The sequence below is a fragment of the Desulfotruncus arcticus DSM 17038 genome (assembly GCF_900113335.1).
Lineage (GTDB): Bacteria > Bacillota > Desulfotomaculia > Desulfotomaculales > Desulfallaceae > Desulfotruncus > Desulfotruncus arcticus.
Genome location: NZ_FOOX01000006.1, coordinates 178,345 through 195,952 on the forward strand (window position 1 = coordinate 178,345; position 17,608 = coordinate 195,952).

At 51.9% G+C, this 17,608-nt stretch carries 17 protein-coding genes; all 17 read right to left on the minus strand.

Annotated features, from left to right (window positions below; genetic code table 11):
• Nucleotides 1-19: 19 nt before the first annotated feature.
• Nucleotides 20-403, minus strand: coding sequence for a DUF2089 domain-containing protein (locus BM056_RS10125; RefSeq protein ID WP_092471345.1), 384 nt, complete (start codon nucleotides 401-403; stop codon nucleotides 20-22).
• A 474-nt stretch (nucleotides 404-877) separates the two neighbouring features.
• Complete coding sequence (locus tag BM056_RS27495; RefSeq protein ID WP_092471291.1) at nucleotides 878-1,072, minus strand: DIP1984 family protein; 195 nt, start codon at nucleotides 1,070-1,072, stop codon at nucleotides 878-880.
• Nucleotides 1,011-1,757 (minus strand): class I SAM-dependent methyltransferase, encoded by a 747-nt coding sequence (locus BM056_RS10135; protein WP_092471292.1) that lies wholly within the window; start codon nucleotides 1,755-1,757, stop codon nucleotides 1,011-1,013. Before BM056_RS10135 ends, BM056_RS27495 begins: the two co-directional genes overlap by 62 nt.
• Nucleotides 1,758-1,806: 49 nt before the next feature.
• The gene (locus BM056_RS10140) at nucleotides 1,807-3,438 is read right to left on the minus strand and encodes a nickel ABC transporter substrate-binding protein (RefSeq protein ID WP_165613458.1); all 1,632 of its coding nucleotides are present in this window, start codon (nucleotides 3,436-3,438) and stop codon (nucleotides 1,807-1,809) included.
• Nucleotides 3,439-3,490: 52 nt separating this feature from the next.
• A complete protein-coding gene (locus BM056_RS10145) occupies nucleotides 3,491-4,432 on the minus strand; it encodes an ABC transporter ATP-binding protein (RefSeq protein WP_092471293.1) in 942 nt (313 codons plus the stop codon).
• Between the two features lie 48 nt (nucleotides 4,433-4,480).
• Entirely contained in the window at nucleotides 4,481-5,272 is a 792-nt protein-coding gene (locus tag BM056_RS10150) for an ABC transporter ATP-binding protein (protein ID WP_207648168.1), read from the minus strand.
• Nucleotides 5,273-5,356: 84 nt separating this feature from the next.
• A complete protein-coding gene (gene nikC / locus BM056_RS10155) occupies nucleotides 5,357-6,190 on the minus strand; it encodes a nickel ABC transporter permease subunit NikC (protein WP_092471294.1) in 834 nt (277 codons plus the stop codon).
• Nucleotides 6,191-6,205: 15 nt separating this feature from the next.
• On the minus strand, nucleotides 6,206-7,144 hold the full coding sequence (gene nikB / locus BM056_RS10160) for a nickel ABC transporter permease (RefSeq protein ID WP_337833500.1): 939 nt from the start codon (nucleotides 7,142-7,144) through the stop codon (nucleotides 6,206-6,208).
• A 47-nt stretch (nucleotides 7,145-7,191) separates the two neighbouring features.
• Nucleotides 7,192-7,956 (minus strand): class I SAM-dependent methyltransferase, encoded by a 765-nt coding sequence (locus BM056_RS10165; RefSeq protein WP_092471295.1) that lies wholly within the window; start codon nucleotides 7,954-7,956, stop codon nucleotides 7,192-7,194.
• Between the two features lie 31 nt (nucleotides 7,957-7,987).
• Complete coding sequence (locus BM056_RS10170; protein WP_238456400.1) at nucleotides 7,988-8,974, minus strand: oligopeptide/dipeptide ABC transporter ATP-binding protein; 987 nt, start codon at nucleotides 8,972-8,974, stop codon at nucleotides 7,988-7,990.
• Nucleotides 8,934-9,929: an ABC transporter ATP-binding protein gene (locus BM056_RS10175; RefSeq protein ID WP_092471297.1), complete on the minus strand. Its 996-nt coding sequence runs from the start codon at nucleotides 9,927-9,929 to the stop codon at nucleotides 8,934-8,936. The genes BM056_RS10170 and BM056_RS10175 overlap by 41 nt, the downstream gene beginning before the upstream one ends.
• A 10-nt stretch (nucleotides 9,930-9,939) precedes the next feature.
• The gene (gene nikC / locus BM056_RS10180; protein ID WP_092471298.1) at nucleotides 9,940-10,773 is read right to left on the minus strand and encodes a nickel ABC transporter permease subunit NikC; all 834 of its coding nucleotides are present in this window, start codon (nucleotides 10,771-10,773) and stop codon (nucleotides 9,940-9,942) included.
• Nucleotides 10,773-11,711 carry a nickel/cobalt ABC transporter permease gene (gene opp1B, locus BM056_RS10185; protein WP_092471299.1) on the minus strand — a complete coding sequence of 313 codons (939 nt, stop codon included), beginning with the start codon at nucleotides 11,709-11,711 and terminating at the stop codon, nucleotides 10,773-10,775. The genes nikC (BM056_RS10180) and opp1B overlap by 1 nt, the downstream gene beginning before the upstream one ends.
• 23 nt (nucleotides 11,712-11,734) lie before the next feature.
• Entirely contained in the window at nucleotides 11,735-13,348 is a 1,614-nt protein-coding gene (nikA, locus tag BM056_RS10190) for a nickel ABC transporter substrate-binding protein (RefSeq protein ID WP_092471300.1), read from the minus strand.
• Between the two features lie 30 nt (nucleotides 13,349-13,378).
• A complete protein-coding gene (locus tag BM056_RS10195) occupies nucleotides 13,379-15,136 on the minus strand; it encodes an ABC transporter ATP-binding protein (RefSeq protein WP_092471301.1) in 1,758 nt (585 codons plus the stop codon).
• 17 nt (nucleotides 15,137-15,153) lie between these two features.
• Nucleotides 15,154-16,884 (minus strand): ABC transporter ATP-binding protein, encoded by a 1,731-nt coding sequence (locus BM056_RS10200; protein ID WP_092471302.1) that lies wholly within the window; start codon nucleotides 16,882-16,884, stop codon nucleotides 15,154-15,156.
• Nucleotides 16,885-17,143: 259 nt separating this feature from the next.
• Nucleotides 17,144-17,377, minus strand: a complete 234-nt coding sequence (locus BM056_RS10205) for a hypothetical protein (RefSeq protein WP_092471303.1) — start codon at nucleotides 17,375-17,377, stop codon at nucleotides 17,144-17,146.
• Nucleotides 17,378-17,608: the final 231 nt, after the last annotated feature.

The following is a 17,608-nucleotide window of genomic DNA, read 5'->3' on the forward strand; positions in this document are numbered from 1 at the left end:
TTCCCGCTGGTTATAATGTTTACTTGGCCGACTTTTTCAACCGCCGGACAGCTTCTTGGGATGATATTTCTCCACTCTCCAAAGCTTGCAATATTCGCTCCCTGTTTTCCACATCTACCTGGGAATCTGTATTTTCCAACCGGTAACCCAGTGCCTGGATCACCCCTTCCAGGCGGTTGCGCACCGTAGGATAAGATATGCCCAGTTCCTTTTCCACGTCCTTGATACTGCCCCGGCACTTAATGAAAACCTCTATAAATTCAATTTGCTCATCGGGAAGCCGGCAGAACTTGCAGGCTGCAAATTCCCCTTCCATTTTTGTGGGACAGCGCGTACAGGTTAACCTGCTGATGGTCATCTCGCTACCGCAAACCGGGCAGCTACCCGGATACTTGTATTTGATTTGTTTCACCCCCGGTAAAAAATGTTCGTTTAAATCTACCAGCATGAATGTACCACGATATCTTAAATAAATCAATATTGATATTAATTTTTTTAATATATAACTTAAATAATTTAAGATTTTAATGAGTTCTCTAATGAGATGAATAATTTCTCGCCTAACTAATTTGCAGAGGCACAAAAAACCAGCCGTCATATTACTAACATGACGGCTGGTTTTTCTTTGGAAAGAGCATACACGCCAGGTGGCTGTCAATCATCGGGAAGCATTGTTTCCCTAACTTTTTTGAAAGCTCACAACAGTTCAGCGCTCTGGTATCTTGGGTTTCCATACCGGGCATAAATTTAAAACCCGGGCGATAAATACGCCCGGGTTACCCACTTCCCACCCTCGTGCGAATCCTCTGGTTGCCAGCACTGGTAATACCCTTTAACGAAAATCAGCAGCAACATGTAAGCATTAACTTTTACGCTTTTACCTTTGACGCAGTTTGAGCATGTCCCTTTTAGCAATAGCCTCCATTATTGTGGTGTCATCAGATAGTTTTGTCCGCACGTTAATCCGGTTTATGTTTATAATCAGCTTTTGGTAAACATGGTTGTGCCGTTTATTTTTCTCCCCACACCAGAAACATCGGGGTTGACCGGTACAATGCCTTCTCTTCCTCACCCCAAACCCGGTCCGTAATATCCGTTTCAATAAATAACTTTTGAAAACCGGTTTCCAATAGAGCCCCGGCGTCCCACTGGGGACGAAGGGTCCGGCTAAAGAACAGCTCCCTGGAAATCCGGTCTCCCGTCGCCTGGTCCACATGTCCCCGGCGATGGAATCCCAGCTTGGCCGCCTCCCGTTGATCTTCCTCATATTTTTGCTGCCAGGCCGGATCAGTCTGCCGCAGGTTCCAGTTGGCATCAAAAATCAACAGCCGCCCCTTGGGTTTGAGCACCCGGAACCATTCCCGGTAAGCCGCACCGGGATCATGGAGGGTCCAGGTCAAATTCCGGCAAAGCAAAAGGTCAAAGGAACAATCGGCAAAAGAAAGGAGATGGGAGTCCATTTTTAGGAACTTGGCCGTCAGGCCCACCTTTTCCGTATTGCCGCGGGCTTCGTCCAGCATGTTACGGGTGCAGTCAATGGCTGTCACCCGGTGACCCATACCGGACAATACGATGGCGAAAAAACCGGGGCCGGTGCCGATATCCAGCACCGCCAAAGGACTTCCCGGAGGCCGGTGTTCCTCAATCAGGTCCGTCCAGGCCTTTCTTTTAAAACTGTTGATTTCCGTCCACACACTCTCACTGTATTGGGCCGCTTCTCCCTCCCAATAATTTTCAATCTGCTTTTGCATCTCCATACAATTTCCACCCTTCCGGTATTATTGTCTATCTTCCCTGCCCGGCCTGTCATTTCACCTGCAAAGCTTCCCATCTCACCGGGTAATAAGAATTGGTGCCGAAGGCAAACCCAGCCACTTTCTTATTCATGACAAAGATTTCATCGGGATAATAAAGAGGAACGCACACTGCTTCCTGATACATCCTGGCAAAAATTTGATCGTATTTGGCTTGCCTTTCCTTTTCGTCCATCATGGGCATTACTTCATCTATCAATTTCTCCAGCCCGGGATCAGCCCAGGCCACGGCCGGCGCTTCCCCCGCCTGGTGGAACAGGCCCAGCAAGAAACCGTGGGGGTTCCAGGAATCCGAATAGGTGCGGTAAATAATCATGTCATATTGCCTGTTTTTCCAAAGGGCGTCGTAATAAGCGTTGGATTCCAGCATCTGCAGATTAACTTTGATACCGCTGTTTTTTAACTCTCCCTGGACAAACTCACACATGGTCTTCCATTCGGGATACTCCTGATTCTGGAAGACCAGATTCAATTCCAGCGGCCTGCCGTTTTTCTCCAGGATTCCGTCACCTTCCTGATCCCGGTAGCCGGATTCCTGTAAAAGGTCCCTGCCCTGCGCCGGATCATATGCGTACCATTTGTTGTTGGCCTCGGTGACATAGGGAACCGTAAACTGAAAAAGACCCCGGGCCGGCCGTCCTACTCCCCCCAGCAAATTATCCACCATGGTCTGCCTGTTCAGCGCCAGGTTGATCGCTTTCCTGACCCGCAGATCCTGCAAAAACTGGTTTTGGTAATTAAAAACCAGGAAATAGGAGGTGCTGCTGGAGGTTGTTTCCATCGTCAAACTATCCTGTTCTTTGATGGTGGAAATACTTTCTAAAGGTATCCGGCCCATGCCCCCGCCGGAAAGATCCACTTCCCCGCTCTGCAGGGCCAGGACCCGGGATTGAGGATCGGGGACAACTTTCAGCACAACCCGGTCAAGGGAAGGTTTTTTCCCCCAGTAGTTGGGATTGGGCACCAGCACCGCCTGTTGATCCCTGGTATAACTATCCACCATCCAGGCCCCGGTACCGACAGCTTTGATAAATTTTCCCCCGGGATCCCCCTGGGGCTCCACCGCCGTGGGACTGATCATCCGTACCGGCCGGGGGTAGGTCAATTCCGACAAAAAGGGATAATAAGTTTTATCAAAAGTCAACTGCAACGTATAAGGGTCCACCGCCTCCGCTTTCTTTAAGGCATTGGACACGCTTAAAGAAGAATTAGCCGGATCACCATGCCATCTTTCCATAGAAAACTTGGCCGCCTCCGCGTTAAAATCCGTACCGTCGGAGAATTTCACCCCTTGCCGCAGGTGGAAGGTGTATACTTTTCCATCCCCGGAGATATCCCAGGATTCCGCCAGGGCGGGCAGGATTTCGCCCTTCTCGCCGTATTCCACCAGCCCGTCGTAAATCATGGGATAAGCCTGAATCAGCCCTTCGTAAGAAGCGGCATCCAAACGGTCAACCCCCACGTCACCGGAAACCGCCACCACCAGTTCTTGATCCGGTGCGGTTTTTTCCTCCGCCTCCTGCCGGTCGCCGCCGCAGCCCGCGCCAAAAACCATCAGCAAAACAAGCAATGCTAATAAAAATACCGGCCGTTGCGCAAAGATTTTAATCAACTGATTAGTCATTTATTTTCCACCCCTTTCCTTTATGTAAAGATAGCGCGATGATAAAAAATACTTAAGAAAGCCTGAGTACCCGGTGACAGGCAGCCTGATGCAATGGATTCACTTTTTCCAGAACCGGCGTCTGCTCACAGCATACCCGTTCCGCGTAAGGACAGCGGCTGTGAAATCCGCACCCTTGAACACTCTCCCCGGCCGGGGGAAGCTCTCCTTTAATTAAAGTTTTGCCATTTTTGCGGAGCGTCGGGTCGGATACCGGAACCGCCTCCAAAAGATCACGGGTATACGGATGGCAGGCATCTTCCCTGATCCGCTCCGTCCGGATGATTTCCACAATTTTACCCAGGTACATCACCGCCACCCGGTCGGATATTTGTTTCACCGCTCCTAAATCATGAGCGATAAACAAATAAGTTAAACCAAGTTGCTCCTTCATTTCCCTCAATAAAGCCAGGATCTGTCCCCTGATGATAAAGTCCAGGCTGGACACCGCTTCATCACATACCACCAGTTCCGGTTTTAAGATTAACGCCCGGGCAATCCCCACCCGCTGGCGCTGGCCGCCGCTTAGCTCGTGGGGACGCCTCCCAGCCAGGCCCGGTTCCAGGCCCACCAGAGTCATCATCTCACCGACTCTTATTTTCATCTCTTCCTTGGATATTTTTTCATAATTGGTAAGGGGTTCGCCAATAATTTTTTCCACCGTAAAAAGGGGATTCAAAGAGGAAAGGGGATTCTGAAAAATCATCTGCATATTCCGGCGCAGACCCCGCCACCGGTCATATCCCCAGCGGGTAATCTCGGCGCCCCGGAAAAAAATCCGCCCTTCGTCGGCTTCTTCCAAACCCAGGGCCAGCCGGCCCAGGGTGCTTTTGCCGCAGCCGCTTTCCCCCACCAGGCCCAGGGTTTCTCCCTGCTCAAGTGATAAACTGACCCCTTCCACCGCCCGGGTATTCCGGTAATGCTTTGTTACATGCGCCAGATCCAATAAAGCCACCCGCCTCTTCTCCTCTCCGCTTTAATTCCATGGTCACCCCCTGGAGACCTAAACCGGCAGAACAGAATTCAGTAATTTTTTCGTATAGGAATGCCGGGGGTTTTGGAAAATATCAAAAACCGTTCCCGACTCCACAATTTTTCCCTCCTTCATAACGCAAACCAAATCGGCAATTTCCGCCACAACCCCCAGATCATGGGTTATAAGCATAATCCCGGTGCCCAACTCATTCTTTAACCGGCGCAATTCCGCCAAAATTTGGGCCTGCACCGTGACATCCAGAGCAGTGGTGGGCTCATCGGCAATCAGCAGGTCCGGACTTAAAGCGAAGGCAATGGCAATCATCACTCTCTGGCACATACCGCCGCTTAATTGAAAGGGATATTTGGCCAGAACCCGGCGAGGGTCCGCAAGTCCCACCCGGGACAAAAGACGCAGGGCCATTTCCTTAGCCCCGGAACCGGAAATTCTTTGATGGCAGGCAATGGCCTCCATGACCTGGGTTTCCACCTTCAAGACAGGATTTAAGGCATTTTGCGGATCCTGAAAAATCATGGCCATCTGCTTTCCCCTCAAGCGGCGCAGTTCTTCCCCCGTCAGCTCCCGCAAATTCCGCCCTTTAAGCCGGATTGCGCCCCTGGTTTCCACTCCCTGCGCCTTCAGAAGGCCCAAAACGGACAGGGCCGTCACTGTTTTTCCGCAGCCGCTTTCCCCCACCAGGGCTGTGACGCCGGCCGGATACACCTGAAAACTGATGTCATCCACCGCTTTAATCACCTGACAGGATTGGTGAAAATAAACGCTGAAATTTTCCACTTCTAAAACCGGCTCTTCTTTCACCAGTTCCTCTCCTTCCTGCCGGCTTATCCCGCTAATCAGCCTGTAATAAGGGCACAACCTCTTTCGGACCCAGGGTTTACTTATTTACTTATATTCCCCGCCGGTTTTCTGAAAGTGAACGGCATTCTTCAAACCTTCCCCCACAAAATTGAAGGCCATCACTACAATCATAATGGTAAGCCCGGGAAAGAGCATTAAACTAGGGGCCGCCTGGATATAGGGTCTGCTGTCGCTTAACATGGCGCCCCATTCCGGTGTGGGGGGCTGGGCGCCCAATCCCAAAAAAGAGAGGCCGGATATGGCCAGAATAATGGAACCAATTTCCAGGGTGGCCAAAACCATAATGGGAGAAAGGGCATTCAAAAGAATATGCCGAAAAACCACCTGGAACCGGGAAGCTCCGCAGGCTTTCGCCGCCAGCACGAAATCCTTTTCCTTGATCTGAAGCACCATGCCCCGAATAATCCGGGCATAACCAATCCACCAAACCGCCGCCAGGGCGATCAACAGGTGCGTCATACCGGGACCCATGAGCCCGGCTATGGCCAGGGACAAAATCAAGCTGGGAAAGGCCAGCAAAATGTCTATCACCCGCATGATGAAATTGTCCAATTTACCGCCGGCATAGCCCGCCAGTGTTCCCACGGGAATACTAATGGCCAGAATAATGGCCATTACCAGCAGGGCATAAAAAAGAGAGGTCCGGGCTCCATAAATTAAACGGGAAAAAATACACCGGCCCAATTGGTCGGTCCCCAACGGAAAATCCGGAGAGGGGGACAGGAGTTTATGCTCCACGTTTACCGCCGTGGGATCAGCCGGAGCAATCCAGGGAGCCAGCAACCCCGCTGCGACAAAAATCACGACAATAACCAGCCCGGCCAGGGCCGTCTTTTCCCGACAAAATCTTTTCAGCATGCCGCCACTCCTTGTTCAACCCAACCTAATCCGGGGGTCCAGATATACATAGCAGATATCCACGATACAATTCACCAGTACAAAAACCAGGGCCATCAAGAGCACATATCCCTGGATCACCGGATAGTCTTTAAGAAAGATGGCGTCCACGGCATACTTGCCGATACCCGGCCATGAAAAAATTGATTCCACAATAAACGAGCCGCCCAGCAAACCGCCGAAATTCATCCCCAACAAAGTCACCGAGGGCAAGAGGGCATTTTTCAGAGCATGGCGCCCGATCACCATTTGCTCCGTCAAACCTTTGGCCCGGGCCCCGTTGATAAAATCTTTTTCCATCACTTCCAGCATATTGGCCCGCAACAGCCGGATATAGGGAGCAGCCAGACCAAAACCCAGAGTTAAAGCAGGCAAGATCAGGTGATTGATTCCACCCGTGCCCACAACGGGAAACAGCTTTGCTTTTACGGCCAAATAATGAATCAAGAGCAGGGAAAGCCAGAAGCCGGGCATGGACGCCCCCACCAGAGCGCAAAATCTGCCAATATAATCTAACGGGGAATTGGGAAAGACGGCCGACAAAACCCCCAACGGAAGGGCAAACAGCAGCGTGCAGGCCAAAGCGGATAAAGCCAGCTCAAGGGTGGCGGGAAAACGCAGCAAGAGTTCCTCCGCCACTGGCAGGCCGGTGCTGAAAGAGGTTCCGAAATCAAAATGGAGCACTTGCCAAAGCCAGTTTAAATATTGCAGGTATACCGGATCATTGAGCCCCAGTTTTTGGCGCATGGCTTCCACCGACTCCGGCGTGGGCTGTACCCCGGAAGCCCGGATGGCGATTTCCGCCGGGTCCCCGGAGGTAAAATTGATCAAAGCGAAGGTAATCAAGGAAACGCCCAGCAGCACCGGTATCAGGTTTAAAAGACGCTTAAAGAAAAATGTTTTTATTTTACCCACTCCCCTTCAACCGGCATCTCATGCACCTTGCCCCGCCACAATCCGCTTCAGTTAAAATCATCCTTCTTTTCGGCCCCCGCCATGAACATAGGTGTCGACCGGTACAGTACCTTGTCTTTCTCATTCCACACCCGGTTGCTGATGTCAGCATCAATAAATACTTTACCGAAGCCGCAATTCAGCAGCGCTCCGGCATCCCACCGGGGCCGCCAGCGGTTGCTGAGATACAAATTCCGGGCGATATTGTCGCTTTCTTCCCTGTTCACGTCGGCGTGGGGGTCCGGGAAACCCATTTGCCTGGCCCGCTCCAGGTCTTCCCGGTGCCACCTGTCCATTTCGGGGTCAAACAGGCGTATATGCCAGTTGGCGTCGAACACCATCAGTCTCCCCCGGGGCTTCAACACCCTGTGCCACTCCCGGTATGCCTGGTGGGGATCTCTTAAGGTCCAGGTTAGATTCCGGCAGATGATCAGGTCGAATGTCCCGCCGGCAAAATCCAGTTGATGAGAGTCCATATTGTGAAATTCCACCTGATAACCCGCCGCCCGGACATTATTCTCAGCTTCCGCCAGCATGTTGTCGGTGCAATCGATGGCGGTAACCCGGTGGCCCATGCCGGAAAGCAGCAGCGCGAAAAATCCCGGCCCGGTGCCGATGTCCAGCACTTTTAACGGTTTGCCATCGGGCCGGTGTTCGTCGATCAGGGCGGCCCAGGCGTCTTTTTTAAAGCTGTTCATCTCCTCCAGTACGTGCTTGCTGTAGCTGCCGGAACGGTTTTGCCAGTAGTTTTCGATTCTTTTTTGAATATCCAATACATGCTCCCCTTTCGCATTGACGCTTCGCTTATCTCTTGATCATATGACACGCTGCCAAATGGCCTTCGGATACGCTGATTAAAGCGGGTTCTTCCTCGAAGCACAGCTGTACCTTAACGTCGCACCGGTTAATATAATTACATCCCTCCGCCTTACTGGGCTTTATGAGCAGTTCGTCAAACGCCGCACTTAAATCCTTTCTCATATGAGGATGGATACCCAGGACGGAGGACAATAGTTTCCTGGAATACGGATGGGCAAGCTGATCAAAAACCGACATATCATTGATTGATTCTACTATCTGTCCCAGGTACATCACGGCAATGGCGTCGGATAAATAGTAGACTGCCTCTATATCATGCGATATAAATAAATACGAAAGACCTAATTCTTTTTTTAGCTCCGCCAGCAGGTTTAAAATTTGCGCCTGCACTGAAACATCCAAACTGCTGACCGCCTCGTCCAAAACTATCAGTTTCGGATTCAACGCCAGAGCCCTGGCAATGTTAATCCTTTGCAGCTGGCCGCCGCTAAACTGAAAAGGATACTTATACATATCTTCAGAGTTTAAGCCCACCATCTCCAACAACTCTTGAATTCTTTTTTTCTCTTCTCCGGGGCTTAGCCTTAAATAATTTCTTAAGGGTTCATTAATGGCCGTCAGCACGGGATATTTGGGGTTAAGCGCGCTATTATAGTCCTGGAATACCGCCTGCAGGTCTTTGCGCAACTCTTTTTTCTCCCGTGATGAAGCTTTATAAAAATCCTTGCCCCGAAACAACACCTGACCCGTCTGGGGCGGCTCCAAGCCTAAAATGATATGTCCCAGCGTGGTTTTGCCGCACCCGCTTTCACCCACCAGTCCCAGGCACACACCCTCGTTAATGGCCAGGGAGAGGTCCTTAACAGCTTCAATAACTCTCCCTTTGCCCCAAAAATTTCCCGATTTAAAAGTTTTGGAAACATGATTGACTTTAAGCAAAGCCATGCTGCAACGTCCTTTGTTCCACTGCATATTTGGCACACCCCACCAGATGCCGGTGATCATATTGGATTAGTTCCGGACTATAATGGGAGCAATGACGGTTCTTTTCACTGCACCGCGCAAAAAATGGACAACCCCGGGCAAGGTTCAGCAAGGAAGGCGCTTGCCCGCCAATTGTTTGCAAAGATTTTTTCCGCATTTGGGGTTTCGAGGCTAGCAAAGCCCTGGTATAAGGATGGAGCGGATTATTGAACAACCGCTCCGCGGCGGCCAGTTCCACTATATATCCGCAGTACATTACCGCCACGTCATCGGCCATTTGGGCAATTACTCCCAAGTCATGCGATACAAGCAGCATTCCCGTCCGCGATTTTTCCTTCAAATGTATCAATTGGCCCAGAATCTGGCGCTGAACCGTCACGTCCAATGAAGTGGTAGGTTCATCGGCAATCAACACCTTGGGTTCCATGGCCAGGGCTATGGCAATCATGACCCGCTGGAGCATGCCGCCGCTCAACTGGAACGAATATTGTCCCATTAGTTTTTCCGGTTGAGGAAGACCGACATATCCAAGGCATTTAATCGCCAGATCCCTGCTTGCTTTTTCCGGCAACGGTAAATGACTGCGAATTGTCTCTGTAAAGTGCTGCCCGATGGTGGCCAGAGGATTGAATGCCGCCATGGGGTTTTGCATAATAATGGCAATTTCCTTTCCCCTGCAGCGCCGGATTGCTTCGGCATTGAGGGCCAGCAGGTTTTTTCCCTGCATTTGGGCCTCACCGGTTAAAACCCAGCCGTTTTCCCTGGTCAAACCCAACAGGGATAAGCAGGTTATGGATTTGCCGCACCCGCTTTCACCCACCAGCCCCAGTACTCTCCCCCGGGCGATTTGCAGGCTAATGCCGTTCACCGCTCGGACCACACCGCATTTAGCGGGCAAATGAGCATGAAAGTTTTTTAAGTTTAGAACTACTTGTTCATTCATCCTCCGCTGCTCAACTTTCGTAAAATTCGATAACATCCCTTAAGGCGTCACCCAATAAGTTAAAAGATATAACCACCAGTAAAATCATGGCGCCGGGAAACATAATCAGTTTGGGGTCGCTTCTTAAAAATTGTTTGGCGTCATTGAGCATTGCTCCCCACTCGGGAGTTGGCGGCTGCACCCCCAAGCCCAGAAAAGATAAACCGGAGATGTGTAAAATCACCATCCCCAAATCCAGGGTCGCCAGCACCACGATATATGGGATGATATTAGGGAAAATATGTCTAATGATGATCAGCCAGGGTGGCGTTCCGGCAACCCGGGCTGACAGAATGAAGCCGCGCTCCTTTAAGCTCAGCACCATCCCCCTGATAATCCTGGCGTACCAGACCCATTGCACAGACACCATGGCGATGATGACATTCACCAAGCCTGGCCCCAGCATCCCCACAATCACTAATGTCAGCACCAGGTTGGGAAAAGCCAGAAACACGTCGCACAGCCGCATCAGCAAACTGTCGACCCATCCCCCCCGATATCCCGACAGCGTACCTACACTGACGCTGATCATTGCGGTTATGACCATCACCAGCAGCGCGGAACCCAAAGAAACCATGGCGCCGTACATAAGCCGGGACAAAATACACCTGCCCAGATGATCCGTGCCAAGCGGAAACCGGGTGCAGGGTGACAGAAACTTATTCTCCAAACTAACCAGGGTGGGGTCATTGGGCGCCAATAGCGGCGCCAGAACGCCGGCCAGGAAAACCACCCCCAGAATGATCAAACTCAGAACGGTCAATTTGTTTTGTAAAAGTCCTCTGATACTTCCCCGCAGTTCCATTATTTATCCCATCCCAATCTGATTTTGGGATCCAAAAAGCCGCAAATGATATCTACAATGAGGTTCAGCAAGACAAATATCACCGCCATAAACAACACATAGGCCTGAATGACCGGGTAATCCCGGTTGAATATAGAGGAAACTATATATCTTCCCACCCCGGGCCAGGCAAAGACGTTTTCCACAATGACACTGCCTGCCAGCATATGCCCGAGAGTCATGCCGAAGGCGATCACTACCGGGATTAAAGCATTCTTCATAATGTGCCTGACCACGACCAGCCTTTCCTTCAACCCCCGGGCTCTGGCGTACAGAACAAAATGTTGCCTTAAATTCTCCAGCATACTGGTTCTTAAAAGCCTGGTATAAACGGCTGCCGAACCCAGCGCCAAAGTCGTGGCCGGCAATACCAGATGGGCCGGCGTGCCCCTGCCGTAAACAGGCAATAGATCCAGTTTTAAAGACAAGAAATAGATCAACACGAAGCCCAACCAGAAATTTGGCATGGAAGCGCCAGTGAACGCAAATATTCTGCACAGCTGATCGAGTATAGTATTCTTGTATAAAGCCGATAACACGCCTAAAGGAATACTTATCAATAGTACGATTACCAGCGAAACCGCCGTCAGTTTGATAGTTGCGGGAAAGCAGTACAGCAGTTCATCCAGCACCGGCTTTTTGGTGACAAAAGAACTCCCGAAATCCAGCCGCGCTACTTTCCTGAGCCAGCTAAAATACTGCTGATGCAGCGGCTTGTCCAAACCCAGCTCCGCCCTGGTAACGGCCACCGCCTCATCGGTAGGTGGTATTTGCGACAACCGCAGATACACTTCGGCCGGGTCCACCGGTACGAGCTGAATCAGAATAAATGTGAGGAGAGATATCCCCAGCAATACGGGGATAAGACTAATGATCCGGCTGATAATAAATTTACCCATAGCCCCTCCTCACCTGAACACCGCTAATTAATATCAACATTTGCCAGTGGAATCCTGTTTGTCTGAGGGTCAAAGCTCACTCCGGCAATATTATCATGATAAACCGCAATATTTGTCCCGTAAGAGAGGGGTAAATATACCGCCTGTTCGTGCAATGTGCCTAAAATATAATTATAAAGGTCCTGCCTTGCCTTCTCATCCGTACTGATAAGCACCTCGGCTATCTTGGCGTCAATTTCCGCCTTCATGGGCAGACCGGACTGGGCCTGATAATCGGCGTGGGAAGGTGTGCGCATGGAGGACACCATGGAATGGGGATCATAAGGGGCGCCCCAGGTGTCGCCGAAAATCAGGTTGAACTTGCCATCCTTTTGTCTTTGATAATAGGATTGGCTTTCTTCACCGACCAGCAGCAATTTAACGCCAATCTTCTTATACTCTCCCTGCAGTGCCTCGGCAAAGGCTTTTTGCACATTGTCGGCGCTATCGAAACATAGCTCAAGCTCCAACAGTTGACCGTTTTTCTCCCTGAATTCCTGGCCGGATTTTAGCACCCACCCCGCCGATTCCAGAATAGTTTTGGCTTTTTCCACATCGTAATCATATGGCTGCAGTCCCAGGTCGCAAAAGGGGAACTGAGGAGAAAACAACGTATCCGCTTTAACTTCGGTGCCGTAAAGAATATTGTCAATCAAAGATTGTTTATTGACGCCGTGCTGTAAAGCTATTCTTACCGCCTGTTCCCTGGTGGGACCCCTGTTGGAGTTCAGCGCCAGCGCTTTGGTGTTTAAAGGGTCGGAAATCATGGTCCGGTATTCACCGGAATCCCTGAACTGTCTGAATGAATCCAGGCTAATCAGCCCGCTGCCGTAAATTAAATCAATTTCATGTTTTTCAAAGGCGATTGCTCTTGTTTCACCGTCAGGAATAATTTTAACCACCACTTTATCGATCTTCGGCTGGGTGCCCCAATAGTACGGGTTCTTAACAAACACTGCGTATTCGTTTTGTTTATATTCTTGCAACGACCATAGTCCGGTGCCGATTGGAGCCTTGATCCCCTCAGCGGTATTCCCGTCGTCCGGGAAACCCGCCTCCCCCAGAAACCGCAGCGGCCTGATTAGGCTTAATTCCTGCAGCGCCGGATAATAAGGATTCTTAAATACCACGTCAATGGTATATTCATCGACGATATTTACTTTATCAATCTGGTTCACAAGCTCCAGCCAATTGTGTTCATCACGGTTGAGCAGCACTGTGTCAAAGTTCTTTTTAGCCACTGCGGCGTTAAAATCGCTGCCGTCGGAGAATTTAACCCCCTGACGCAGCTTGAAGGTATATACCTTGCCATCGGGAGAAATAGTCCAGCTCTCCGCCAGATGCGGTTTAATAACCCCGCCTTCACCATACTCAACCAGCGACTCATAAACAAAGTCCTGGGCAAACATTTGACTTGGACCATACATATGGGGGTTAAGATTGCCCACATCCTGAGACCAGGAAATAGTTAAAACTTTTTCCGGCGGCCCGCCATTGTCGCCGGTTCCGTCAGAACCTGCGCCGCAGCCGCTGATTATGACGGCCATAATAATAAATATGCCAAGCAGCGCAATCTTTTTTGACATTTCAATCTTCACTCCATTCTTTTAATTACTGTGTCTCATATATCAACTCGCGGCCGCGGCCTGGGAGGATATGAAACTGCTGTAGTACCCGCCCTTGCTTACCAGTTCCGCGTGGGTCCCGGTCTCCACCATCTCCCCGTTGTCCAAAACCACCAGCTTGTCGGCGTCCCGGAAAGTGGACAGCCGGTGGGCCACGATGATGGTGGTCCGGCCCCGGCGCAAATTCTTGATGGATTTTTGTAAAAGCCTTTCGTTTTCGGTGTCCAGGCTGGACAGCGCTTCGTCCATAATCAATATGGGGGAGTTCTTAAGTAGCGCCCGGGCAATGGCGATCCGCTGTTTCTGCCCGCCGGACATTTTGACGCCCCGCTCCCCGGCCACTGTGTCATAACCATCCGGCAGCCCGGTGATGAACTCGTGGATATAAGCCGCCCGGGCGGCCTCCCGCACCTCTGCCGCGGTGGCCTCCGGCCTGCCCAGCCTGATATTCTCCATAATTGAAGCGTTGAACAGGTAAATATCCTGGGGCACCACGGTGATCAGGCCTCGCAGGTACTCCAGGGGGAGCTCCCGCAGATCAATGCCGCCGATGGCAATCCGGCCCCGCTGCACGTCCCAAAATCGCTGCAGCAGGTTGATGCAGGTGGTTTTGCCCGCTCCGGAATGCCCCACCAGGGCCACGGTTTCCCCTTCACCCACGGTGAAGCTTACATTCTTCAGCACATCGGGCAGCTCATTCCGGTAGCGAAACCACACTTCGCCGAAGGATATTTCCGCTTTTGGAACGGCGGCCGGCGCGCCGGCTGCCGAGTCCCGCACCGTCTCCGGCGTCTCCATCACGGCGTAAACCCGGTCCACGGCCGCCGTAATGATGCCGAAATTTCTGGCCATGTTCGATATCTCCAAAATAGGGATGAAGATGCTGACGGACAGGATTACCGCCACCGGCAGCCAGCTGTAACCCATGCGGCCGTTTACAATTAGATAGGCCGATAGTCCCAGCACGCAAATTATCGCCAGGGAGGAAAAAATATTCAGCATGGCTCCTTCAAAACCCAGCCTTTTTCCGTAAACAACCAGGCTGTGTCCCAAGCGGTCGGAGTAGAGCCGCAACCGGTCCAGAAAACCTTTTTCATAATTGAAGGATATGATCTCCCGCAGCCCCTGCACCCCGTCAACCGCTTCGGAGTTGATCTCCGCCAGTTTATCCCGGGTGTCCCGGCCCTGCCGGTCAGCCCTGATCCGCAGCCAAAAAGGCACGCTGAACAGCACAATCATCCAGGGCAGGACCGCCAGGGGCAGCAGCCAGTGCACCAAGCCCAGCATGACCAGGGTGACCAGCGAAACTAGAACCGCCACCAGAAAGCTCCCGGCGGTGTGGGCGAAAAACCATTCCAGCACTTCGGTGTCGGCCATCAGGGTGGAGGCCAGTTGACCGGAGCGCATGTTCAAGAGGTAGGCCGGGGCCACCCTTTCCACCGCCTGATAAATTTTGATCCTGAATTCCACCAGGATCCGGAAGGCCACTTCGTGGGCCACATACATGTCGGTAAAGTACATGATCACCCGCAATGTCACCAGCAGGGCCAGCACCGGCAAAAAGGGCCAAATCTGCTCCCGGCCGCCCCCCGTGGCCGCCAGCCCCACCAGATAGGCAGCCAGGGCCATCCCGGCTATGGCAAACAAATGATGAAAAGTGCCGCTGCTTACGGAAATGGCCATGCCCTTCCAATAAGGCCGCAGGTATACCAAAAGCCTGGCAAAACCCGCCAGATGAACTCTAGTCAGCAAACCGCTCAAAGCCGTTCCCCCTCTCATTAGCCATGCTGCAGCCTGGTCAACTGCGCGTAAACGCCCCGGGCCGCCAACAATTCACCGTGGGTGCCGGTCTCCTTGACCCGCCGGTCGTCCAGGACGATGATGCGGTCCGCGCCCTGGATGGTGGACAGCCGGTGGGCGATAATGATGGTGGTCCTGTTCCGGACCAACTGCTCCAGGGAGCCCTGGATCAGTTTCTCGCTGGCCCCGTCCACGTTGGAGGTGGCCTCGTCCAGGATCAGCAGCGGGGCATCCTTTAGTATGGCCCTGGCAATGGATAGCCTTTGTTTTTGCCCCCCGGAAAGCCGTACCCCCCGCTCCCCGATCTGGGTATCGTAACCGTTGGGCAGATCCGTGATAAAGTCATGGGCGTGGGCCAACCGGGCGGCCCTCTCCAACTCATCCCTGGCGGCTCCTGGGCGGGCGACGCCTAAATTTTCAGCCACGGTGCCGTAGAACAGGTAGGTGTCCTGGAACACAACGGCAATCTGACTGCGCAACAGCAGCAGGGGGTAGTCCCTGATATCCCGTCCGTTGAGCAGAATCGCCCCCTCTTGGGGATCGAAAAAACGCAGCAGCAGGTTCACCAGGGTGGACTTGCCGGAACCCGATTTGCCCACCACGGCCACCGTTTCCCCCGGGTGCACCCGGAAGGAGACGTCCTGCACCGCCGGCCTTTGGCCCCCGGCATAGCCGAAGGTGACGTTGACAAATTCAACCCCCGGCCGGGTGCGGGTTTCCGTTTCCCCACCGTTTTCCCCGGACCGGTCCCGGATGTCGACGGCGGTGTCCAGGATATCAAATACGCCCCGGATCGCAGCGACACCCAGAAAACTGCGGTGCCAGAGCATGATCAGGTCGTTAAGGGGCCGGAAGCACTCCACCGACAGAAACAGAACCACGAACAGTTCCGCCAGGGGCATGTCGCCGGTGCTGACCCTGAGCGCCCCCACGCCGGCGGCCAGGGCCGAGCCGGCGGCGGCGGCCCATTTAACCACGGCGGAATCCAGCAGCGAAATACCCAGCCCCTGCATGGAGTGGCGGTAGTGCCCCCAGGCTTCCCGGGCCAGTTCCCGGTCTTTTCTTTGGCCGGCATTGAACATCTTCAGGGTGGGCATGCCCTGCATGGCGTCGATGTAGTGTGAGTTCAAACGGGCGTGGGACTGCCAGTAGTCCAGCATAATTTTGCCCACTGGCTTGCTCATTAGCTGGGGAAACACCACCGTGACGAGAATGCCCGCCAGGGCGATGAGCCCCACCACCGGATCCAGGGTGAATATGTACAGGGCAATAAGCCCGGAACCGAAAAAAGCCACCAGCAACTGGGGGATGTAGCCGGTCAGCAGCGGCTCCAGGGATTCCACCCCGTCGGTCAGCAATGCCTGCAGGTCGCCGCTGCGGCGTTTTTCCTGGTAGGCCGGTCCCAAGTTTAAGATGTGCTGGAATAACCGTTCCCTGATCTTGCTTTTAACCAGAAAGGCGATCCGCATGCCGTAGATCTCGCTCAGCCAGTGGAGCACTCCCCGCAGCAGCACCAGCAGTCCGATGACAAGCAGAAGCAGCCCCAGGCCGTCCAGGCTTTGCTGATAGAAGACTATTTTGAGACCGGCGGCCACGGCCAGAGCCTGACCCACAAAGGTGGCGGTAATCAGTATACCCAGGCCGACCTTGCCGGCGATGTGGTGGTAGGAGCCTTGCAGCAGGGTGAACAATCTCAGAAAAAAAGACATTGTCGTTACCTCCGTTGATTATTTGACGAAAAACTATTTAAAAGTGTGTTCCATCCCGATAAATACAAAAAACCACGAAAACGGATCATTCGCCCCTGCGAAAAATCTCAACCTTCGTGGTTTTGAAAGACATAACTTTATATTGATATTAATAAAAGGGATTATAGCATAGACTCTAATTTTTGTACATGATTATTTTTTTATGTTTTTTAAACCGTTTACCGCGCGCTGTGACGGTCAATATAGTATTACTAGACTATTAGTGTAATTTCATTGCCTTGATTTTTTGCAAAAGGCTTTCACCTTCTTTGATATGTTCCTTAAGATGGTCTATTTCACTCTGGGAGGCGTTCATCTTTTGTAATTCTGTCAGTTCGGTACGATGAGCAGCAATGGAACCCTCCACATCCTGGTACATTTCCATAGCTTTTTGAAAATCAATACCGTTTTTCATCTGCTCTTCAAAACGATGCTTAACACTACTGCAACTCAATTGTCATACCTCCTGATTGGCTTTTTATTATTTTTCCATAATAATGAGTCGTTATGTATTAGACCAATAAGGGTGGTTGCAATAAATTCTTTAGAGAGAGGTATTCTGCTGAAATTCCCCCCCCCGGTGGAGGGATTTTACTGTGTGGTGGCTATACATCCGGGTAATTACGTAATCGACAAAGAAGGTAAATATCACCGTGGCACCAGGCAGGACTTATGAATTCAACTC